Here is a 22,735-nt window from a genome sequence, read left to right on the forward strand (position 1 = left end):
TCTTGAACATTCTTGGTTCAGCTGAGCCATATTTAAAAAATCAAAAAAAGAAGCCGATGCTTTTACACCAGGCTTCCGCTGGAGTCTCGCAGCACCAGCGTGGTCGCTACTTCTACCTTTTTACTGATCGTCCGCTCATTTGTCATCCGATCGAGCAGAAGGTCCACGCCTGTCTCCCCCATAAGCTCTGTATACACCTTTACTGTGCTGAGCGCCGGGAACAGATACTTGGAAATACTGACGTCATTGACTCCGATGAGGCTCATTTCTCCGGGCACCTTGACCCCTGCACCGTGCAGGGCACGCAGGCATCCTACAGCCATTGTGTCATTGGCCACAAACACAGCAGTCGGGAGGGAGCCAGCCTGTTCTGTGAGCAGCCTTTTCATTAACCGTTCCCCCTCCTGAACCGAAAATGCCCCTTTTAATATCAGACCTGTATTCAAAAAACCCTTCTCCTTCGCATAAGTTCGGTATGCGGCCTCCCGGGCGTCCTCAATCGGCTGGTTTTCATTCCGGTAGCTTTCCTGCCCGCCAATAAAACCAATACGTTCGTGTCCGCCGGCGAGAAAATGATCCAGCACCTTCTCCGTGGCACGGGCAAAATTGGCAACCACCGCATCGAAACGTTCGCTGTCCGGGTCCGAATCTACAAAAACTACATAGCCGGCTTTCTCTGCCAGTAACCCAGCCTGTACTGCGTTAAATTTTCCAACCGCAATTATTCCTTCTATTTTTTCCGTGTCCACTTCAAGAAACTCATCGTATACATACTTCACGAAGTTTGCCTGCTCGGCCTGGCAGCGCTCTTCCACGCCAAGCCGGATGGACATATAGTATAAATCCTCAAGCTCTTCTTTTTCCGTATACCAATGAACAATGGCAATTGTCGGCGAGGATGGCTTCCTGCGGCGCTTTTTTGTGTAGGCCAGATCTTCCGCTGCCTCAAAAATCCGCTTTTTCGTCTCCTCTGCGACCGATAATGTTTCATCGTAATTCAACACACGCGAAACCGTAGCAATCGACACCTTCGCTTTCTCTGCTATATCTTTGATCGTTGCCATTCAGTCACCTTCCTGCTACTCCACCGTAAACGTAAACGATGTTTCCGCATGGTAGCGTTCGCCTGCTTTCAAAAAACACGTTGGACGTTCGAGATGACGGAACATCTCCGGCAGCCGCTGCGTTTCCAGACAGATCCCCGCGTACCGGAAACCCGGCCCATCCTTTAACGTCAAGCTGTTATTTGTTTTATTTGCCGTATATATGACCGCTCCGGGTTCAGTCGTTCTCATGGTCATGACCCTGCCGCTTTCCTTATCCTTCAGGACCACCGGCTGACTTGTTTCTTTTTCGAATATAAAAAAGTGATCAAATCCGCCGCTCGCGACAGCAATCTGAGGATGATCCTGTTGAAATGCTTCGGCTAACCTTTTTCCGCCCCGCACATCATAAGGCGTATTTTCCACCGCAAGCACCTGCCCGGTTGGGATCAGCTCGGAATCGAGCTCAAAAATAGATTCGACCGGCACATTAAGCTCATGCTTCTCTACACTGCGTTTCATTGAACCACTTAAGTTGAAATAGGAATGGTTCGTCAGGCTGAGCCACGTATCCTGATCAGAGATCCCATCATATAGGATAGAAAAGGTACCGTTTTCACCGAGACTATACGTCACCTTCACTTCGACAGCCCCGGGGTAGCCCTGCTCTTTATCCGGACTGTGGTACGTAAAATGAACCTTACTTGCGTCGTCAGCCTGCTCTGTCTCTACATTCCACATTACTTTACCATACCCTTTTTCGCCCCCATGAAGGTGATGATTTCCTTCACTGAGCACAAGTGGATAATTTTCATCATTTAGCTGCATACGCCCATTCGGTATTCTGCCGGCCACCCTGCCGACGACCGCTCCAAAAAAGGAGGGGTCCGTCTGATACTCAGCCGCGTCCTTATAACCAAGCACAACATTTTCTACGACGCCGTTTCTATCCGGAACATAAAGCCCTGTAATACGGCAGCCATAATTTATTGCTTCGACACGCATTCCTTGTTTGTTTTCCAGAGTCACCTGCATTAACGGGTGACCGTTCCAGAGGTCTATCTGTTCTTCTTTAATCATGTTCCTTCTCCTTTCTACAACGCAGATATAAACTGTGAAAGCCCCTCGCGTCCGTCTGAAGTGCATTTAAAAACTCCTGCATCCTCAAGAACACGCAGGAATTTTCTGCCTGTCTCCTCGCGCACAATCGCTGAGGCTCGTTTTTTATCAACTGGCTTCTTTAAAGTTTCCTTTAATTGCTGCGCCCACTCAGCATGATGATCATCCACCGTATCGACAGCACCCTGCAGGTATTTTTCCACTAAACGAAGCTCCTGCTCAAGGCGTTTTGGCAGGACCGCTAGACCCATCACTTCTATCAGCCCGATATTTTCTTTTTTAATATGATGCACGTCTTCATGAGGATGAAAAATACCGTATGGGTGCTCCACACTCGTTCGGTTGTTGCGGAGAACAAGATCAATTTCAAGCATGCCATCCTTCTGACGGACGATAGGAGTCACTGTATTATGAGGTGTTTCTCCGCTGAATGCCAAGATATCACGGTCGGAATCACTGTACTCACTCCATTTTGTTCGGATCCGCTCGGCCGCCTCAATCAAATGGTTTTTTTTGTAAGAACGTAGTCGCAGCACGGTCATCGGCCATTTTACGACGCTTGCTGCAATCGAAGAGAAACCGGGAATTTCAAAAGAAAATTCATCTTCTGCTTTCTCCAGCGCAAACGTATAACGGCCGCCCTGATAATGATCATGAGAAAGTATGGAACCTCCTACAATCGGCAGGTCAGCATTGGAGCCCATAAAGTAATGGGGGTACTTTTCTACAAAGCCAACCAGACGCGAAAAGGTGTCTTTGCTGATTTTCATGTCGCGGTGTTGCTCCGCCAGTAAAATACAATGTTCATTATAATAAACATAAGGAGAATACTGAAGATGCCAGCGTTCACCGCCAAGTGCAATTCTCACGGTGCGGTGGTTTGATCGCGCTGGATGACCGATTCTTCCGGGATACCCTTCATTTTCCACGCAGAGAAGGCAGGCAGGATACGATGCCGCTTTTTTCAGCTGTTTTTCTTTCTCGATTTCCTTCGGATCTTTTTCCGGCTTGGACAAATTGATTGTAATATCGAGCTCGCCGACATCCGTCTCCAGCTTATATTGAATGTTTTTAGAAATTCGTTTCGTCTGAATATAATTGCTGTTCTGGCTGAGCCGGTAAAAATAATCAGTGGCTTCCTCCGGATTTTTTTCATATTTCTTATAAAATCGTTCATTGACCACGGAGGGCTGTGGGATGAACACATTCATAATGGCGGCACTGAGCTGCTCTCTTTCGTCAAGCAGCTGGCCGATCAACCTTTCTTCCACACCGTAATCCTCAAGCTTCTCGAGAATCTCCGGGATCGAGGAAGGAGGCTTTTCTGATACATCCGGTACAAAGTCATTGATACGAAGCTCCCGCATGATTTGGTTGCGTGCGTAAACACGATCTTCCGCAGCGATCATACCGCGGTTGCCCGCGTGCTGAACAAGTGATTCAATCCATGTACACACCTGAGATTGGTTCATGTTCATCGGCCTCCGTAACCGTCCGGATGATGATGATGCCAATTCCAGGCGTCTTCAATAATGGTGTCAATGTCTGTCCGCTTCGGATTCCAGCCGAGTACTGCCTTTGCTTTTTCCGGGGAAGCGATCAGTTTGGTCGGGTCGCCTGGTCGTCGCTCTCCGATTTTTGATGGAATCTCTTTTCCCGTCACCGCACGTGCTGCGCCTATTATTTCTTTCACCGTAAATCCAGTGCTGCTGCCGAGGTTAAACACATCGCTTACCCCGCCGTCTTTTAAATAATCAAGTGCCCGGATATGAGCATCAATTAAATCCTCGACGTGAACGTAGTCACGGATACATGTGCCGTCCTTTGTATCATAATCATCACCGTATATCGTAATCGACTTCCGTTTCCCAAGCGCCGTCTCCAATATAATCGGCACCAGATGAGTTTCCGGATCATGATCTTCACCGATCGCACCGGAGGGCCTGGCCCCCGCCACGTTAAAGTAACGCAGTGACACATAGCGAAGGTCGTGGGCCTCCCTGCACCATTTCATCATTTTCTCCATGGCAAGCTTTGTTTCTCCGTAGGGATTCTGCGGCATTGCCGGGTCGCATTCCTTGATTGGCACTTGATTTGGCTCTCCGTAGACCGCCGCTGTCGAGGAAAACACGATATCACTGACTCCTGCGTCGACCATCGTTTCTAAAAGAACCTGCGTGCCATATACATTGTTATCAAAATACTGAAGCGGTTCTTTCATCGATACACCGACAAGAGAATTTGCGGCAAACATCATAACCTGATCTATTGGTTCTTTCGCAAAAACCTCCTTTAAAAATTGGCGGTCGCGCACATCTCCTTCATAAAATGGTATATTTGCCGGTACCGCTTCCCGGTGTCCTGTCTGAAGATTATCTACGACAACGACCTCTCTTTCCCTATCAAGCAGCTGATAAACTGCATGAGAGCCAATGTAGCCTGCTCCACCAAGTGCTAGAACACTCATGTCATGACCTCCTCTGTGCATTCTTTTGCTCCATCTCCGGCTGCGGCTTCGTAAAAAGAAGCTTCATAACCGAGGCGTGCTTTGTAAATTTTTTGAATCGCCTGTTTGACCTGCTCTGTTTTGTCTTTTTCCACGATTGCAATCGCACATCCCCCAAAGCCAGCTCCTGTCATTCTGGCTCCGATGACTCCATCCTGCTCCCATGCCGCCTCTGCAAGGGTATCCAGCTCTTGGCCGGTGACTTCATAATCGTCGCGGAGCGACATGTGCGATTCATTCATGAGCTTTCCAAACCCTTCTAGATTCCCGGCTTTGAGCTGGCGAAGTGATTCTTTTGTGCGTTCATTTTCAGTTACTGCATGGCGTGCCCGCTTTCGCACAGCTTCTTCCTTCAGAAGATACTCCACCTGTTCAAACGCTTCTGCCGAAAGCTCTCCGAGTGCTTCCACCTGCTTTTCCTGCTGAATCAGGCGGAGTGCTGTTTCACATTCCTCCCGCCGCTCATTGTATTTCGACGAAGCAAGCGTGCGCTCCTTGTTCGAATTCATAATTAAAAGAGAGTAGTCTTTAAAATTCAAAGGTGCATATTCGTACTCCAGCGAATGACAGTCAAGAAGAATGCCGTGATTTTTTTTCCCCATACTGATCGCAAATTGGTCCATAATTCCGCTGTTTACTCCAATAAATTCATTTTCCACCAGCTGTCCGAGTTTTGCCATTTTTACACGGTCGACTGTTAATTCATACAGACCCTGCAGCATCGCTCCGGTGGCGAGCTCTATGGAAGCTGACGATGATAATCCGGCACCGTTTGGAATATTTCCATAAAACACAACATCAAATCCGCTGGTAATTTCTTGGCCGGCTTGGATGCATTTCGCAAGCATTCCCTTTGGATAATTGGCCCAATCATCTTCCTGATTATAATCAAGCTGCTGAAGAGAAAACTTCTTCACACCCGCTGCGGCAAAATTCATTGAATACATTCTGATTTGGTTGTCATTTCGTTTCGCGGCGAGGGCGTATGTTCCGTTTGTAATTGCGCAGGGAAATACAAATCCCCCATTATAGTCAGTATGTTCTCCGATCAAATTCACCCGTCCCGGAGCAAAAAATAAACGTTTGTCCCGCTTTTTCTCGCTTTGAAACTGTTGGTCAAACGTTTGTTTAAGCGCTTGCAATTTCTGATTAATCAACCTGCTCATCCTTCCTGCTTTCAGATCTACTGCTTTTTATTTTAAAAGAGAGCAAGTAAAAAAACAAGTTATATTTTAGTAAAAATTTTAGTTAAAATCATTGGGGCCTGGCCCCCCGTTTTGTGGGGGGCCAGGCCCCAACAAAAATCCCACATTTTGTTCGCTTTTGGTGTTTCTCCTAAACCCTCCACCCTGCTTCAGCTCCCTGACTCGGTCTGGCGCCATTGACTCTCATAAAGCGCATAATACGCCCCTTTACCCTTCAAGAGCTCCTCATGCGAGCCTTTTTCGATAATGCGGCCCTGGTCAAGTACAATAATCTGGTCAGCACGCTGAATGGTATTCAGCCGGTGGGCAATCACAAAGCTGGTGCGGCCTTTCATTAAGCGCTGCAATGCTTCCTGTATACTCATTTCTGTAATCGTATCCACATTGCTTGTTGCTTCATCAAGCACGAGAATATCCGGATCAGCGAGCAGTGCCCGTGCAATGGAGAGGAGCTGGCGCTGGCCCTGGCTGATGCCGCCACCGTCAGCACTGAGTGTTGTATCATACTGCTGAGGAAGCTTCTTAATAAAACGGTGAGCATTTGCCCGACGCGCTGCTTCCTCTATCTCTTCAGCACTGGCTTCAAGACGGCCGTACCGAATATTGTCACGGATCGTACCTTGAAATAAAAACGGATCCTGGAGAACGAAACCCATCCGTCTGCGCAGCTCCGATCGTTTAATGGTGCGGAGTTTATTTCCGTCCAGCAGGATACTGCCGGAGTCCGGCTCATAAAACCGTGAAAGCAGATTGATCAAGGTGGTTTTCCCGGCTCCGGTTGCTCCTACAAATGCTACCGTTTCACCGGCTTCAGCGGAAAAAGTAATATCTATCACGGTTTCAGATTCTTCTTTGTCATACGAAAACGAGACCTGATCAAAACAAATATTTCCTTGAATAACCACAGGCAGAGTCCGCCCAGTTTCTTCCGTTTCTTTATTCTCATCAATCACTTCGAACACCCGCTCCGCCCCGGCAATGGCAGAAAGTATCGTATTAAACTGATTGGCAAGATCATTCAGCGGCCTCGTAAACTGCCGGGCATATTCTACAAATACAACAATGACCCCGATGGTGATCACCCCTTGAATCGCTAAAATGCCGCCGGCGAGGGCAATCATCGCATAACCCATATTGTTGAGCATATTCATCAGCTTCGGGATGAAGCCCGAAAATGTCTGCGCCCAGAACCCTGCTGTTCGGAGACGCTCGTTTTTTTTCATGAAATCTGCTTTTACCCACTCTTCCTGAGAAAAAGCCTTAATAACCCGTTGACCGGAGATCGTTTCTTCAATATAGCCGTTCAGCTCGCCGAGGTGGCGCTGCTGGGCTTTAAACAGCCTCCCGGTCCGCTTCGTGATCCATTTCATTCCAAAGAAAAGCACTGGTACAATCACAAGTGAAATCACTGTTAATAAAGGACTCAGCCATAGCATTACCGCAATCGTTCCGACAAGGGTGAGCACGCTTTGTGAGATCTGGATAACCGAACTGTTCAGTGTGTTGCTCACGTTTTCAATATCATTAGTCACTCTGCTCATTAGTTCGCCATATTGTTTTTTGTCAAAGTAAGCGACCGGCAGATCATGCAGGTGGTCAAACAAGTCCTTGCGCATCTGATACACTGTCTGCTGGGCGACGCCGACCATCCAGAAATGCTGCAGCCACACACAGACGGCATGAAGCGCATAAATACCTCCTAAGCCGAGCAAAAACAACCCTAGATCTGCAAAACTCTGCTCGACAATGAAATTATCAACTGCCCGCCCGACAAGCAGGGGGCCGAGAAGGGCAAAGGCAGAACTAAAAAATACCATCACAAGCACAAGTGTAAGACGGCCTCTTCTCATTGATAAATACTTCCATAACTTAATTATTGTGGCTTTCCAGTCTTTTGTTTTACGCTTCCTGGCAGACATGGCGCGGCTCTCTTGTTCCAATAGACGGTCGAGCGTTTCCTTCGGGTACGTAAATGGTTCTTTTAATGAGTTAAACACTTTTCCGCTCCCCCTCCCCTGACTGCGACTGATACATGCGCCGGTACAGGTCGGATCTTTCGAGCAGTTCCACATGGGAGCCCTCATCAAGCAACCGACCATCCTCAAAAAGCAGCACCCGGTCTGCACTCATCGCTGTATGAATTTTTTGGGTAATGAGCAGCGTCGTGCATTCATAATCGCTGAGTGCTTCCATTAACTTCTTTTCGGTTGCTGCGTCGAGTGCGCTCGTGCTGTCGTCGAGAAGCAGAATCTCAGGCTCCCGCAGCAGTGCTCTTGCAATCGAAAGCCTCTGTTTCTGTCCACCGGAAAGATTCACGCCCTTTTGGCCAATTTTCGTATCATATTGACGTGGAAGCTCTGCAATTGTTTCGTGAATCTGCGCAGCTTTTGCAGCCTGTATCATTTCCTGATCAGTAGCTTCTGTTTTTCCCCAGCGAAGGTTATCGCGTACACTGCCGGTAAACAGCAATGACTCCTGCGGCACAATTCCAATTTTACGCCTTAGTCTTCCGGCAGCGATATCGCGAATCGGCAGATCATCAATAAATATTCGGCCGGTTTCTATTTCATAAAGCCTTGGAATCAATTGAAAGAGAGTGGTTTTCCCAGAACCGGTCGCCCCCATCACTGCCACCCGCTCTCCGTCATTGACCGTGAAGCTGACGTCCTGCAGAACCTCCGTTTCTGTTTCTGGATAACGAAAGGAAACGTTCTCAAAACGGAGGCTTCCAGAGGCAGGAGTTCGTTCTGCTTTTCCAAATTCCATATCAGCTGCACTCGTATCGGCATCCAGTACATCGCCAATCCTATCTGAAGAAGCACGGGCACGGGAGGTCATCATAATAATCATCGAAAACATGGACATCGCTCCCATCATCCTCGTGGCGTAATTAATAATCGCAACGATGTCTCCGGTGCTGGCCGTGCCTGCCTGTACTTGAATACTTCCAAACCAAAGAATGGCCAGAATGGACCCGTTCATCGCCAGGAAGATGAGCGGCATGGTCACTTCCGCCAGCCGCAGCGCCGTTTTCGTACGGTCACGCAGCTCTTCGTTTGAACCGGTAAACCGCTTTTTTTCAAAATCCTTACGTAAAAATGCTTTAATTAAACGGATGCGCGCTAGGTTGTCCTGCATGACATTGTTGACATTATCAAGCTTTCTCTGAACCGCCTGAAAAAAGAATGCCGCTTTTTTCATGAGAAAAAATAAAACAAAACACAGCGCCGGTATAATAACAAGAAATATAAGAGCGAGCCTTACGTTTATAAATAATGCAACAATTACTCCACCGATCACCTGCAAAGGAGCTCTGGACAGTATTCGAAGCCCCATAAATACAAACATTTGGATCTGGGTCACATCGTTTGTCATTCTAGTCAGAAGCGTAGATTGATGAAATCTTGAAAAATCGGCAAAGGCAAAGTCCTGCACCTTTTTGTACAGCACAGCCCGAATATCAAATCCGGTGCTCTGGCTAACATGCGAGGCAAAAAAAGAACTGAAAATACCTGCCGTAAAGGCAATTAGAGAAAGACCGACAAGCACTCCTCCCCATTGCATGACAATGCCAATATCCTGTTCTGCAATTCCGTCATCAATTATTCTCGCGATTAAAAGCGGCTGTGAAAGTTCCACGGCGAGCTCTACAAGCATTAAAAACAATGCGGCCCCTACCGCAATGCGATATGATGATAAAAATGAAAAAATACGGCGCATGAGGCCCGCCTCCTTTGATTCCAGCTGTTTTTTTCTGCAGGTCCATTGCTGGTCTTCATGCTGATTACTTTCAAGTATCTTATTTTAGAAAAGTCAGTCATCAGGGCGGCAGACCATCAATGTGTTTCCATCAGGATCCTTGAAAGTAAACCAATGACCATTTTCTATATCGGAGGTTAAGACAACACCTTTATCGTTTAAAAAGGCATATGCGTCCTCTACCGAATCCGTATTAAAGTGAAAAAGCGGGGCATCGTCAACAATACGTTTTGCAAAGATATTGCTGTCGAGCACCAGGTGTGACCCGCCCTCTAAAAAAATAATATATAAATGGCCTGCCACAATTTTCTCAGAAGCCTCTATCCCCAGTATATCGCAATACCAGTCCCGAGCGGTTTCAATTTGCCTTACCGGAATAAATATTGTGCTTATTTTTGATTGTATTGGTGAATTCATGTTTTCCCCCTAAAAGATTGTGTATTTATGTATTATTTCGCCTCCCAAAGAAAAACTCCTCTTTAAAGTGGAATATGAAAAAGCCCAGCTCTGCCGCAACGGCAAAGCCAGGCTTCTACTTTAAAACCCTTTGACTACAAGTTTCCCAATCATCTCACTGGTTTCCAGTTTTTTGTGTGCCTCTCTTAACGTACGCGCACCAAATGGAGTTAATGTTTCGTTCAGTGTCGCTTGCAGTTGGCCGCTGTCAAATAATTCTCCGGCCCGGTTAAGAATCTCTCCCTGCTTTGCCATATCCTCGGTTTGATACATCGAACGCGTGAACATAAATTCCCACAAAAACGATGCGCTTTTGTGCTGCAGCATCGACAAATCAAGCGGCTTCGCCGTTTCCACAATGGAGCAGATTTTGCCCTGCGGCTTAATGCACTGAACAAGGTTGTCCCAATGTCCGGCTGTGTCAGCCAGACATAAAATATAAGGAACTTCTCCAAAGCCTGCTTCCTTTAACTGCGGCAGCAAAGCTTCTTTATGATTGATTATTACATCTGCTCCCTGCTTTTCGCACCAGACTTCTGTTTCTTTTCTCGAGGCGGTGGCGATCACATGCAGACCGGCAAGCTTCGCCAGCTGAATGGCAATGGAACCGACTCCACCTGCTCCGCCGATTATTAAAATACTTTGCCCGGCTTCCTTTTCTTTCTCAATCGATAAACGTTCAAATAATGCTTCCCATGCTGTCAGCGTGGTGAGCGGCATAGCAGCACTTTCGGCCGCACTAAGCTGCTCAGGTTTTCTGCCGGCAAGCCTTTCATCCACGAGCTGTTTTTCTGCATAAGCCCCGGGTCTTGTTACATCCCCAGCATAATACACAGCGTCACCTGGTTGAAAAAACTCACATTCCTCTCCTACTGCTTCCACAACTCCGCAGGCATCCCAGCCGATCAGCTGTGCCTCGCTCTCGACTTTCCCCTGAGGAGCACGTATCTTTGTATCTACCGGATTTACAGAAATAGCTTCTATTTTAACTAAAAGGTCCCGGACCTTTGGTTCAGGGTCAGGCACCGAAATATCCAGCAGACTTTCCTGATGAGATATGGGCAGATATCGATAAAATCCAACCGCTTTCATGATGCCCCTCCTTTTTATGATGCACACCACCCCATTCCCTAAAGACCTATATCCTTAACCTTTTCCTAAAATAGATCGAAAGAAAGAGGCTGTTCCAAATATTTTTTTGGAAACAGCCTAAATTTAAGCTTCTTATTTCTCAGAGAGTAGTTTTTTCTATTATTATCAGCCGAATAAGCCGTTTACGATAAGCAACATGACGAGGGAAACACCCCATGCAATTGTCGTGGGAATCGACCAGACGAGAATCTGTTCTTTTACATTTTTGATGCCGAGCATCCGATTGACCACCCAGAACAGGCTGTCATTAAAATAGGAAAAAATCGTTGAGCCGAGTGTCGCAGCAATCGCCGCAAAGACCATATTTACTTCCATGTTTGCGATAATTGGTGCCGCAATTGAGGCGGCTGTAATCATCGCCACCGTGCCGCTTCCTTGAATAAGCCTTACTATCGTAGCAATGAAAAACGGAATTAACACAGCCGGAAGGGCAGTCTCGGCAATTTGCTCACCAATATAGTCCCCACTGCCGCTCTCCCGCAGCACTTCACCAAGTGCCCCGCCGGCACCGGTGACAAGCAGAATTATTCCGGCGGTTTTGATGCCTTCCTCCATTCGATCCATTGCATCCTGCTGTGTTACTTTTCCAAATAATCCGTAAATCGCAATAATTAATCCGATAGTTACCGCAATTACCGGCGAGCCAAAAAAGGCCATATATTCTGCAAAACCATTTTCGAGACCGATTGCACCCACGGTAGTATTTGCGAAAATAAGCAGAATCGGTACAACAAGAGGTGCTACTGAAATGCCAAAACTCGGAAGATCCTTGCTTTCCTGCAGCTCATAATATTCATCTAAATTCAGCGTTTTTTCAGGCCGGACATAATCGAGACCGTCCTCAGACGGCAGCTGATGAATTTTTTTTCCAATCCATCTGGCATAAAACACCCCGGAAATCAGAATTGGTATGCCAAATAAAAGTCCCCAGAGCATCATCATGCCGACATCTACTCCAAATATACCAGCGACTCCGAGCGGTCCTGGTGTCGGAGGAACGATATGGTGCGTAGCAGTCAAGCCAATACCCAGCGCTACACCAAGCCCAATGACCGATTTTCCAGTTTTTGTGGAAAGCGCTTTCACCAGCGGCATTAAAATAACAAACGCAGAGTCGACAAAGATTGGAATTGAAACAACGTAGCCGGTAAGCGCCATTGCCCATTCCTCTTTTCGTCTGCCCAGCCATTTAATAAAGCTGTAGGCCATTCGTTCAGCCGCCCCCGAGACTTCGAGGATCCGTCCCATCATCACTCCGAGTCCGATGACAATACCGATTGTACTTAATGTCGAACCGAACCCAGCGGTAATTGTATCGATCACATCAGACGGAGCCATACCCCCGACGAGACCAGTAATGGAAGCCGCGATCAACAAAGCGACAAACGCATGAATTTTTGTTTTTAAAACAAGAAAAATTAATATAAATACTCCGATAAGTAAGCCGATAATCATTTGTGTACCAGATACTTCCATCGTCTTCACCTCATTTGATAGTAAAACTCCCGCTCAAAAGAACTGTTTTTCGCCAATTCTTTTGAGCGGTAAGCTGCTATGAATTATCTGCTGTAAAATGCGGGGCATATTTCGCAGCCAGTTTAATGCATTCCTCCATGCTGACAGAGCTGGCAATACCCTGTCCCGCAATATCAAAGGCAGTTCCGTGATCAACAGATGTCCGTAAGAAAGGAAGGTCATTCGTCACAGAAATGGTTCGTTCAAAATCAGTCATTTTGGCAGCAATGTGACCTTGATCGTGATAAAGAGAGAGGACAGCATCATACTTTCCATGCAGAGCCTGATGAAAAACGGAATCTGCCGGCACAGGTCCTGCAGCCTCTATTCCTTCCGCTTTGGCCTGTTCTATTCCCGGGCGGATTTCATCGACCTCTTCCATGCCAAATAGACCGTTCTCTCCACTGTGGGGATTCAAACCAGCAACAGCGATGCTCCGATTCTCTATTCCAAGCCTCTTAAGCGCCTTATCACAGCGCATCAGATAGTCACGAACCCGCTCTTTTGTCATTTGATCAATTGCCTCTTTTACCGATACGTGGCGTGTTAAAAAGAAAATACGCAGATTGCGGACTTCAAACATCGTCAAAGGATCTTTCGTTCCGGTCATCGAAGCGAGCATTTCCGTATGCCCTATATGAGGTACATCTGCAGCACGCAGCGATTCTTTATTAATTGGGGTGGTGGCTATCACATCAGCTGATCCGTCCATCGCAAACTCGACTGCTTTTTGAATATACTCATACGCGGCCTGACCGCATTGCTTCTGCACTTCCCCGTAAGTCCATGATTTTGTGTCTACGTTGTCCAGATCGAGAATATCAATCGTACCAAATTCAAAGCTTGCTTCCTGTATATTACTGATACGGTTAAGCACCACGTCAACATTAGTGACCTCTATGGCTTTTTCCAAAATATCTGCCTGGCCGATCACGATCGGCTTTCCCGCTTCAAAAACCTCCTTTTGTGCTAATGCTTTTACTGTAATTTCCGGTCCGATACCTGCCGGGTCTCCCATAGGAATTGCAATTATCGCTTTCTTTTCCATTCTTTTCACTCTCCTTATTTACTTTCTGCTTTCATTTGCAGCAGTCTGACAGATTCATATATTGCTGTCTCATCCCCGATCATTCCGCCTTTAGTGACGATCGGAAGATCTGGAAAATAACCACCGGCGAGCTTCCCGTAAGCCGCAAGGGGAATCACCTCATCAATAAGCTCAATGCCGTTTGCACGTGCGAAGGAACAGACGGAAGCCGTCACATCGCCTCCGCTGGAAAAACAGCCGCTGACGCCAGCCTCTCCTTTTTCCATAGTTTTTCTGAAGATACTGCCAAGCCCATCGGCAATCCGTTTTGCTAAAGCATCCTCGCTGTAACCTTCCGCTTTAGCTCTTGATTTTAAATCAATTAGGCCAAATCCCGGCTTATGGGTCGTAATAATAAGTACACCTGCTTTTTCTAACTGATCCAGCGCTTTTTCTGTAACCTGATTTACTTCGTCTTCCCAAGACGATGTGTAACTCGCAAGTTTCTCCGCGTTCACATAGAGAGTTGCTGCTGCCGTTTTTTCCTTTAAATAATCTAATTGCTTACCAGTGAGCGAGGTTGCACTGCCGACCATCACGAGAACGGTGGAGGCGGTCCTGCTGTTTTCTTCCTGCAGTGCCTTTGCGTAGTAAGCGGTCAGCGGTCCCGGATCCACCGGAATGAATTTCTCGGTCTTCAATTGGCTCATGGCTTCCGCAATCGTTTCTAAGTTTTCATTGGAGACCGCATCGCAGACAATGATTCTTGCACCATCTGCTATTTTTTTCTGCAGCAGCGTTTTTGTGTGGGCAGCAGACTTCAGGATATCCTCCAGAAAAATCGCATCCACCTCATGACGGCTCTGCGACTTGAGGAGTTTCGGCACATAGGACTGAGTGAGTGGTTTTACTGGATCTTGGGAAACAGCCGTTTTTTCTAGCGGGATATTATCGACAAGCATATACCCGCCGGCAACGATCCGGCCGGAGTCCGGAAAAGAAGGAGCCAGCACAGCAACAGAATTTTCATAATGATCGAGCATTACATCGAGCTCTTCTCCGACATTGCCGCGGAGTGTACTGTCAATTCGTTTTGCTGTTAATACAGCTTCCCATTTATCCATCGCAGCAAGCGCCTGAGACACCCGTTTTTTGGCAATATTCTCTTTGGCATAGCGGCTGTCTGTATCCATCACAACCGCATTATAATCATTCGCGGGAAATGCGGCACTATGCAAAAGTGTCATCGTGCGGAAGCCTTGATGTGACAAACGAACCCCGGACGCATTTGCTCCGGTAAGATCATCTGCGATGATTCCAATTTTCATCCGTCTGCCTCCTTTCAGCCGCTGCATAGAGGATATTGTCGTGATATGACGGCTCAGCCTGATCCGCATTCGAGAGCCGGCGGTCCGTAATGATGCCGTGCACACGATCGAGCGCACAGACATGCGCAAAAGAGACAGTATCAAATTTGCTTGCATCTGCTATCAGCCAGGTCTCTGCAGCCGCAGAAATCATAAGCTGTTTAATCTTTGCTTTTTCAAAGGTTGGTGCCGTGACCCCTCCTTTTCGGTCTACCGCGTGGGCACCGAGAAAAAAGTAATCCACGTGCAGGGAGCTTAACAGCTGCTGGGTGTGGCTTCCAAACATAGCTCCCACCCCGCGCTGCAGCTCACCACCGGTTACTATTACCTGCACGGGGGTGTGCACAAGCTCAGCAGCGATTAAAATGTCATTCGTAACAATCGTAATTCCGTCTTTATCCCTTAAACAGCGGGCAAGCTCGAGTGTTGTCGTTCCCGAGTCCAGGATGATCGTGGAATTCTCCTTGATAAGCTCAGCAGCCTTTTTGGCGATCATTCTTTTCTGCGCTGTGTTTTCACTTTCCTTCTGCAAATATGGCGTTTCGCCTTTGTCCGTATGCGGAAGCACGGCGCCGCCGAATGTCCGCAGCAGCTTCCCTTCTTTTTCAAGCTGAGTTAAATCCCGGCGAATTGTCATCGTGGAGACGTTAAATTCCTGAGTCAGCTTGTCAATGTCCATTTTTCCTTCATCTTTTAGGAGCCGTGCAATATGCTCGCGCCTTTCATGACCATTCATGTTTATCGTCCTTTGTTTATAATTAACATCTATAGATAAATTGTGATTGAAACAAACAATATTGTCAATATAAATGTTTGAAAATAACAAAAAACCTAAAAAACACCCCCGTTTCTCTGCAAAACGGGAGTGCTGCAAAGCTATGATTTTTTCAAAACATCATGATCCACATATCGTTCTCCGTTCATCTCTGACAATACGTTTATGGCCACCTTTGCTCCATCACCGGCAGTAATGATCGTGTGCACACTGACACCGGCAACTGTCCCTGCAGCCCACACACCTCCCATGCTGGTCCGGCCAGCATCGTCCGTTTTTATAATCGATTTAATACGGGGCTCGGTTCCGTCTATTAATTCTATCCCGGACATATCGGCGAGCTTTGGATTTCCGCCGGTGGCAAGAATAAGATGGGACGCTTCATAATCTCCGTCATCGGTACCTGCACTGACCCGGTGCGTATCCATGTTCTTTACATTATTCACCTGCGTTTTTACAATCTCTGCACCGAATTTCTCCGCCTGTGTTTTTCCTGTTTCCACAAGCGCCGGCCCTTCGATTTCCGGCACCCCGTAATGATTTTCCACCCAGGCTGCTTTCGTCATGCTTTGGTCGTTGTCAATCAGCAATGTTTTCTTTCCTGCCTTGGCTGTGAATAGAGCCGCACTTGCTCCAGCCGGCCCTGCTCCGACTACAATAACATCATACATCGTTTCTAGCACCTCACTCTTTCGATTCTGTTTTTCTTTACCCTGTTATGGATTACTTATAAACAAAAGTGAGCCGCTCTATGTTACGATTGGGATAAATTAACTGCCATATGGAGACTCCATGGCGGATGGAGATTTTCAATATCTCTCCAGATTTTTATAATTTTTCCCGCAGCCTTGACCGAATTGTTTTTGTGCTTCTTCATAGCACGAGACAAACAATAAAAGCTGTGAAGCGTGATCGTTCATTACGAAGGAGGAGTTCCATGATTTCAGCGGAAAATATTCAAGATAAACTTGGTGAAGGCATTACCCCGGAAGAGTTTATTGAAAAAATGAACAGGAAATACCGTGAACTATTCACATCCTATTACGATATGTTTACATGGCAGGACCATGACCGCGAAGCACTCGAGCCGGTAGCCAAGCGGGAAGATTTACGCTGTGCGATTATTGCCGGGGACTGGTGCGGCGACGTGCAGCGCAATCTCGGACCCATACTTGAAGTAATGAAGGAAGCGGATGTTCCGACCGAGCTGTTTATTGTCGAAAAGCATGAAGACTTTCTGGATCACTTTCTGACAATGGGCGGACGTTCGGTGCCTAAGGTTATCGTTGCCAATCAGAACGGCGACGTTCATTTCAGCTGGGGACCACGGCCGGCATACGTGCAGGAGCCTATGGTGGAATTTAAGCAAAAAAATCTTCAGCCGGACGATCCTGAAATCGATCAAGCCCGCCAGAAAGCCTACGATGGAATTGCTGAACGGTATGGAAGCGGCAGCGGGTATCAAAAACTAATCATAAATGAGCTGACAAGTCAGCTCCGGCAGATTGTGTAAAGAAAAGAACTGCTTCAGAGCATCTCCATGACAGTGGAGATGCTCTTTTGTTTTGCATTGATAATCAATTAACGGATGTTATCACTGCCCCACCTGGACATAACAGACAAATACTATGCTGAAGCATAGTTGCAGTAGAATAGCCGCATGTTATAGTAAAGAGATGCTATAATTCGACATTTTTCATCAAAATATAGGAGGGAACAAATGAACAAAAACATCATGGACTGGCCCGCTTTTATTGGGGCATTGGTATTACTGGTCCTTGTCGCCGGACCACTCGTCATGATTCCCGAGTTTGGGGCAGGGGCTGTAGAAGCAGCTAATACGTTTGTATCTCAAAACTTTGGCGTGCTTTATCTTCTCATTGGAATGGGTTTGTTTATTTTTCTCATGTACATAGCCTTCAGCAGATATGGCAGAATTGTGCTGGGAAACCGCGGTGTGAAACCTGAGTTTAACACGCTGACCTGGGCGGCGATGTTATTTGCTGCCGGTATCGGCTCGAGTGTTCTTTATTGGGGAACGATCGAGTGGGCCTATTATTACACTGGCCCGCCATTTGGAATTGAAGCAGAATCAAATGAAGCGGTCACATGGGCAGCCACTTATGGAATATTTCACTGGGGGCCGATTGCCTGGGCCATTTATTGCCTGCCCGCCCTTCCAATTGCATATTTTTACTATGTTCGTAAACGCCCCGTGTTAAAAATTAGTGAAGCATGCCGTCCTGTTCTGAAAAAACATGCAGACGGCCCTATTGGCACGATTGTTGATGTTTTATTCATGTTCGGTCTTCTCGGGGGTGCCGGCACGACAATGGCGCTGGCTACGCCGTTGATTGCTGAAGGAGTGGATTATTTTACAGGCATCGAGCCAAGCCTGACCGTAAACACACTTGTATTGATTTTATGTACCATGATTTTTGCGGTGAGCTCCTATTCTGGTCTCCGCAACGGCATACGTGTACTGAGTAACGTAAACCTCTGGCTTTCCGTTGTACTGCTTGGCTGCATCTTTGTTATCGGTCCGACTGTGTTTATAAGCAATACGACCATTAACAGCATCGGTATGCTTGCCGATAACTTTTTTAGAATGAGTATGTGGACTGAGCCTTTTGAAGATTTAGGCGGATTTGAAACGACCGGTTTCCCTGAAGCCTGGACTGTGTTTTACTGGGCGTGGTGGCTTGTTTATGCCCCGTTTGTCGGTTTGTTTGTCGCCAGGATTTCAAAAGGAAGAACGATCCGGGAAATGATTGTCGGGACTGTTTTGTACGGAACGATCGGATGTGTTCTCTTCTTCGGAATTATCGGTAATTTCGGATTGTATTTGGAATTAAGCGGGCAATATTCCGTGGTCGATGTCTTAAATAATGACGGAGCACCAGCTGCGATAATTGGAACGATTGCACAATTGCCGCTCAGCTCTCTGTTCGTTGGAATATTTGTTATACTTGCCATTGTTTTTCTTTCAACAACATTTGACTCCGGTTCCTATATCCTTGCTTCTGTAACACAGCGCTACATTGATGACGAACCCCTCCGCTGGAACCGCCTTTTCTGGGCATTCGTCCTTGCGGCGCCATCACTTGTGCTGATGTATCTGGGCGGACTTGAAACATTGCAGACCGCCAGTATCGTTGGAGGCTTTCCACTGATTTTCATTATGGGAATGCTTGCTGTTTCCTTTGTGCGGGCAGTAAAAGAAGATAATCCGAAAACGTTCGGCAGCAAATATTTAATCTATGCTGATGAGAAGAATAAACAAGATGAAAAAAAGCCGGAAGAAAAAAACGTGGATGAAGCATAGTTCTTATGAGAGTAAGGCATTCCTGCGGGGACAAATTCCCTCTGATGGTTCCTTACCTGAGTAAAAACTCCTTCCATTATGAACTGCCCCCTGCTTGTTGGACACTATCTAATATTTGGAGGTGCAGTTTTTCTATGGCTGATTACACACTCTTTAAGAAGTTTAGCCTCTTAAAGGAATAAAGTATTAGAATAGCTAAGGCTTTCGCCATTTGATTTTGCGAATTGCCTTAGCTTTTCTATGCTGTGGTTGGTCCCGGCCACTTTTGTATTATTGAGATTGTATTTCCTTTGCGGCAAGCTTCCGGCACGACTGGCGCTTAATCAGCTTATGGGGCACCAGCAGCCGCTGCGGTCCAAGCTCAGGCTGTTTAATTTTATCAAACAGCAGCTGTGCCGCCTTTGAGCCAAGATCAACGATATGAATGTCAACCGTGGTCATCGGCGGGGACGAGAGCTCAGAAATCATTACATTGTTAAAGCTGACAACAGACAGCTGGTCCGGTACCTTCACATCCATTTCGTAAAGCATGCGCAGAACGCCAAATGTCATAATATCATCTGCGACGACAAGTGCAGACGGCGGGTCTGTCAGGGACATAAGTTCGATGATTGCTTCCTGGCCGCCTTCTTCGAGCTCATCATTATAAACAATATATTCATCATACACAGGCAAGCCAGAACGCTCAAGTGCTGCTTTGTAGCCGTCCAGATGGTCCACTGTAACGACATATTCGCTGTCTCCCCCGATAAAGGCAATCTGGGTATGACCGAGCAGTGTTAAATACTCCGTTACCATTTTCGCGGCTTTTACATTGTCATTATCGACATGTGTAACCTGCCCCGGCGGCATGTCATACGGCCGGCCGATTAACACAAATGGAAATTCTTTTTCCATTAAATACGGCATGATGGTGTCGTTCATTTTTGAATACAGTAAAATAATGCCGTCTACCCTCGATCCTTCCACCATGTGCATAACCTCTTCATAAATCTCCTCTTCTGTCTGGCCGGTGGAAAGGTATAAGCCATAGCCTTCCTGGCGCGCTTTCATGCTGATCCCGCGGATGACTTCTGGAAAAAATGGATTCTGAAAAGCTACTTTAGCAGAGCGGGGCATGATGATCCCGATCGTTTTTGTATGTTGATTTGCGAGGCTGCGGGCATTGTAATTCGGATGATACCCCAGCTCTTTCATAATTTTACGTACCCGATCCTTCGTTGCCTGGCTGATTCTCGAGCTGTTTGATATAACGCGTGATACGGTTGATGGGGAAACGTTTGCTCTTTTTGCAACATCTTTTATCGTTGCAGCCAACGCTGCCACCTCCTTCTTGTTTTTACGTGTAATGCTGCAGCCGTTGTCATTTCTTTATACTTTTAATTATTCGGTTTTTTACCGGTACTTGCAAGAGCTTTATGAATAATGCTTTAAATTATTTTTTGTGCAAACATTGTGCAACATCTTCATTTTATCTGTTTTTCAATCTTTTATACTATTTTAAATTTGAAGTTAGACAAGTAACATTACAGTCTGCAAATTAATTTACGAGATTGGAAAGTTCCGCTATAATAACTTATCGGTAAAATTTCTCAAAGAATGTGATGATCATCGAATTCACGGCTGTTTCTCATGAACCTAAATATCGAGATTCCTATGCAATAGATGCGGAAACGTTTGAAATTCGCATCCATACAAAAAAAGGCGATGTAGACGAGGCCACTCTGCTTTTCGGCGATCAATTCGAAATGAAAGATGGAGAGTGGGTTACTGAAACGAAGCCGATGCACCCGGCAGGATCCTCTGAGCTGTATGATTATTGGGCGGTGCAGGTGAGCATTCCGTCGAAACGGCTCCGCTATGGTTTTATTTTTGAAAATGAAGATGGCTCATGGACTTACACGGAAAAAGGCTGGGCAGACGAGCCGTCCGGGAACGCCGGAGATTATTTCTGTTTCCCATTTTTAAATGCTGTTGATATGTTCACACCACCGGAATGGGTCAAGGATACGGTCTGGTATCAAATATTTCCCGAACGCTTTGCCAACGGAGACCCTGCCCGGGATCCGAAAAATACGAAACCCTGGAGAAGCGAGGATCCGAGTACCACCAACTTTTTTGGAGGGGATTTAAAAGGAATCAAAGATAACCTCGATTATCTAGAGAAGCTCGGGATTACGGGAATTTATTTCACCCCTGTCTTTAAAGCGAAATCAAACCACAAATACGATACAATTGATTACTTTAAGCTAGATCCGCAATTTGGCACGAAGGAAGATTTAAAGTCGCTTGTGAAGGCCTGCCATAAAAGAGGCATCCGCGTCATGCTCGATGCTGTATTTAATCATAGCGGCTATCATTTTAAACCGTTTCAGGATGTATTAAAAAAAGGCGAAAACTCAAAATACAAAGATTGGTTTCATATAAAAGACTTTCCCGTAAAAACGGAGCCCCCAGTCAATTATGATACCTTTGGCTTCTTTCCAGAGATGCCGAAGCTGAACACAGAAAACCAGGAGGTCAAAGATTATTTACTCGATGCTGCCGTTTACTGGATCCGCGAATGTGACATCGATGGATGGCGGCTTGATGTAGCCAATGAAGTGGACCATGCGTTTTGGCGCGAATTTCGCCAGCGCACGAGAGAGGCTAAACCTGATGTATACATTCTGGGAGAAATTTGGCATGATGCGATGCCCTGGCTCCAGGGAGACCAATTTGACAGTGTGATGAACTACCCGTTCACACAGGCTGCATTGAATTACGGAGCGCGCCAGGATATTTCCGCCCGCGACTTCGCCCAGGCAGTAGTAACCATCACGAATCTGTACCCTTCCTCGGTAAACGAGGTAATGTTTAACCTGCTCGGAAGTCATGATACCCCGAGAGTGCTGACAGAGGCAGGGGAAAACACGGATCGGGCCATGCTCCTTTATGTGCTATTGTTTATGTACCCGGGAACTCCGTGTATTTACTACGGAGACGAAATCAGTATGTCCGGCGGACCGGACCCCGGCTGCCGTGCCTGTATGGTATGGGATAAAGAAGACCAGGACCGCGATATGCTGCATTTTATAAGAACATTAATAGAAATGCGTCGGGAGCACTCAGCTTTTGGAAATAACGGCCAGCTTTACGTGGATGATATTTTTGATGACGAGGATGCAGTGATGTTTCGAAAAGCTGCCAACGGTGAGGAGATATTCTTTCTTCTTCATGCTGGGGAAGAGGACGTTCCATTAAATGCTTCTACGTTTAATGACCGCGGTGAAGGGGAAATTCTTGCCGAGAAAAATATCGATATGGATGAGGGCACCCTGACACTTCACGGATGCAGCTTTGTCATCTGGAAATAAAATTCTGAATCGTGGCGCAGCAGATTATTCTGATGAATATCGGAAGATTACAAACAGAGCCCGGGCCAATCGCCTGCGCTCTGTTTTCTTTTGAAAATGCTAACCCCGCACTGAAAAAGTTCAACTAAAA

18 protein-coding genes are annotated in these 22,735 nt (G+C 46.6%); 3 read left to right on the plus strand and 15 right to left on the minus strand.

Going from position 1 to position 22,735, the window contains the following annotated elements; translation table 11 throughout:
• Positions 1 to 62: 62 nt before the first annotated feature.
• From ACE4RR_RS04320 to ACE4RR_RS04385, 14 genes are all read right to left on the minus strand, one after another.
• On the minus strand, positions 63 to 1,064 hold the full coding sequence (locus tag ACE4RR_RS04320; RefSeq protein WP_375534167.1) for a LacI family DNA-binding transcriptional regulator: 1,002 nt from the start codon (positions 1,062 to 1,064) through the stop codon (positions 63 to 65).
• Between the two features lie 15 nt (positions 1,065 to 1,079).
• Positions 1,080 to 2,123, minus strand: coding sequence for an aldose epimerase family protein (locus ACE4RR_RS04325; protein WP_375534168.1), 1,044 nt, complete (start codon positions 2,121 to 2,123; stop codon positions 1,080 to 1,082).
• A 14-nt stretch (positions 2,124 to 2,137) separates the two neighbouring features.
• Positions 2,138 to 3,640, minus strand: a complete 1,503-nt coding sequence (gene galT, locus ACE4RR_RS04330; protein WP_375534212.1) for a UDP-glucose--hexose-1-phosphate uridylyltransferase — start codon at positions 3,638 to 3,640, stop codon at positions 2,138 to 2,140.
• On the minus strand, positions 3,637 to 4,629 hold the full coding sequence (gene galE / locus ACE4RR_RS04335; RefSeq protein WP_375534169.1) for a UDP-glucose 4-epimerase GalE: 993 nt from the start codon (positions 4,627 to 4,629) through the stop codon (positions 3,637 to 3,639). Before galE ends, galT begins: the two co-directional genes overlap by 4 nt.
• Complete coding sequence (locus tag ACE4RR_RS04340; protein ID WP_375534170.1) at positions 4,626 to 5,825, minus strand: galactokinase; 1,200 nt, start codon at positions 5,823 to 5,825, stop codon at positions 4,626 to 4,628. The genes galE and ACE4RR_RS04340 overlap by 4 nt, the downstream gene beginning before the upstream one ends.
• A gap of 197 nt (positions 5,826 to 6,022) precedes the next feature.
• Positions 6,023 to 7,870 (minus strand): ABC transporter ATP-binding protein, encoded by a 1,848-nt coding sequence (locus tag ACE4RR_RS04345; protein ID WP_375534171.1) that lies wholly within the window; start codon positions 7,868 to 7,870, stop codon positions 6,023 to 6,025.
• Complete coding sequence (locus tag ACE4RR_RS04350; protein ID WP_375534172.1) at positions 7,863 to 9,593, minus strand: ABC transporter ATP-binding protein; 1,731 nt, start codon at positions 9,591 to 9,593, stop codon at positions 7,863 to 7,865. The genes ACE4RR_RS04345 and ACE4RR_RS04350 overlap by 8 nt, the downstream gene beginning before the upstream one ends.
• Before the next feature lie 93 nt (positions 9,594 to 9,686).
• Positions 9,687 to 10,049 (minus strand): VOC family protein, encoded by a 363-nt coding sequence (locus ACE4RR_RS04355; protein WP_375534173.1) that lies wholly within the window; start codon positions 10,047 to 10,049, stop codon positions 9,687 to 9,689.
• 120 nt (positions 10,050 to 10,169) lie between these two features.
• On the minus strand, positions 10,170 to 11,180 hold the full coding sequence (locus tag ACE4RR_RS04360) for a zinc-binding alcohol dehydrogenase family protein (RefSeq protein WP_375534174.1): 1,011 nt from the start codon (positions 11,178 to 11,180) through the stop codon (positions 10,170 to 10,172).
• Between the two features lie 165 nt (positions 11,181 to 11,345).
• Positions 11,346 to 12,716 carry a GntP family permease gene (locus ACE4RR_RS04365; RefSeq protein ID WP_375534175.1) on the minus strand — a complete coding sequence of 457 codons (1,371 nt, stop codon included), beginning with the start codon at positions 12,714 to 12,716 and terminating at the stop codon, positions 11,346 to 11,348.
• A gap of 76 nt (positions 12,717 to 12,792) precedes the next feature.
• Positions 12,793 to 13,803 (minus strand): 4-hydroxythreonine-4-phosphate dehydrogenase PdxA, encoded by a 1,011-nt coding sequence (pdxA, locus tag ACE4RR_RS04370; protein ID WP_375534176.1) that lies wholly within the window; start codon positions 13,801 to 13,803, stop codon positions 12,793 to 12,795.
• A 14-nt stretch (positions 13,804 to 13,817) separates the two neighbouring features.
• On the minus strand, positions 13,818 to 15,110 hold the full coding sequence (locus ACE4RR_RS04375; RefSeq protein WP_375534177.1) for a four-carbon acid sugar kinase family protein: 1,293 nt from the start codon (positions 15,108 to 15,110) through the stop codon (positions 13,818 to 13,820).
• Positions 15,085 to 15,885, minus strand: coding sequence for a DeoR/GlpR family DNA-binding transcription regulator (locus ACE4RR_RS04380; protein WP_375534178.1), 801 nt, complete (start codon positions 15,883 to 15,885; stop codon positions 15,085 to 15,087). Before ACE4RR_RS04380 ends, ACE4RR_RS04375 begins: the two co-directional genes overlap by 26 nt.
• A 140-nt stretch (positions 15,886 to 16,025) precedes the next feature.
• The gene (locus ACE4RR_RS04385; RefSeq protein ID WP_375534179.1) at positions 16,026 to 16,595 is read right to left on the minus strand and encodes an FAD-dependent oxidoreductase; all 570 of its coding nucleotides are present in this window, start codon (positions 16,593 to 16,595) and stop codon (positions 16,026 to 16,028) included.
• Between the two features lie 266 nt (positions 16,596 to 16,861).
• On the opposite strand from ACE4RR_RS04385, the gene ACE4RR_RS04390 reads away from it, so the two are divergent.
• Both ACE4RR_RS04390 and ACE4RR_RS04395 read left to right on the plus strand, forming a co-directional pair.
• Entirely contained in the window at positions 16,862 to 17,437 is a 576-nt protein-coding gene (locus tag ACE4RR_RS04390; RefSeq protein WP_375534180.1) for a thioredoxin family protein, read from the plus strand.
• A 207-nt stretch (positions 17,438 to 17,644) separates the two neighbouring features.
• On the plus strand, positions 17,645 to 19,249 hold the full coding sequence (locus tag ACE4RR_RS04395; protein WP_375534181.1) for a BCCT family transporter: 1,605 nt from the start codon (positions 17,645 to 17,647) through the stop codon (positions 19,247 to 19,249).
• Between the two features lie 270 nt (positions 19,250 to 19,519).
• Here ACE4RR_RS04395 and ACE4RR_RS04400 read toward each other — a convergent pair whose 3' ends face one another.
• Positions 19,520 to 20,566: a LacI family DNA-binding transcriptional regulator gene (locus ACE4RR_RS04400; RefSeq protein ID WP_375534182.1), complete on the minus strand. Its 1,047-nt coding sequence runs from the start codon at positions 20,564 to 20,566 to the stop codon at positions 19,520 to 19,522.
• A 287-nt stretch (positions 20,567 to 20,853) separates the two neighbouring features.
• Between ACE4RR_RS04400 and ACE4RR_RS04405 the strand changes: the two genes are divergently transcribed.
• Positions 20,854 to 22,605 (plus strand): glycoside hydrolase family 13 protein, encoded by a 1,752-nt coding sequence (locus ACE4RR_RS04405; protein WP_375534183.1) that lies wholly within the window; start codon positions 20,854 to 20,856, stop codon positions 22,603 to 22,605.
• Positions 22,606 to 22,735: the final 130 nt, after the last annotated feature.

It is taken from the genome of Alteribacillus sp. HJP-4, from assembly GCF_042139015.1.
In the GTDB taxonomy this organism is placed as follows: Bacteria; Bacillota; Bacilli; order Bacillales; family Marinococcaceae; genus JBHIKY01.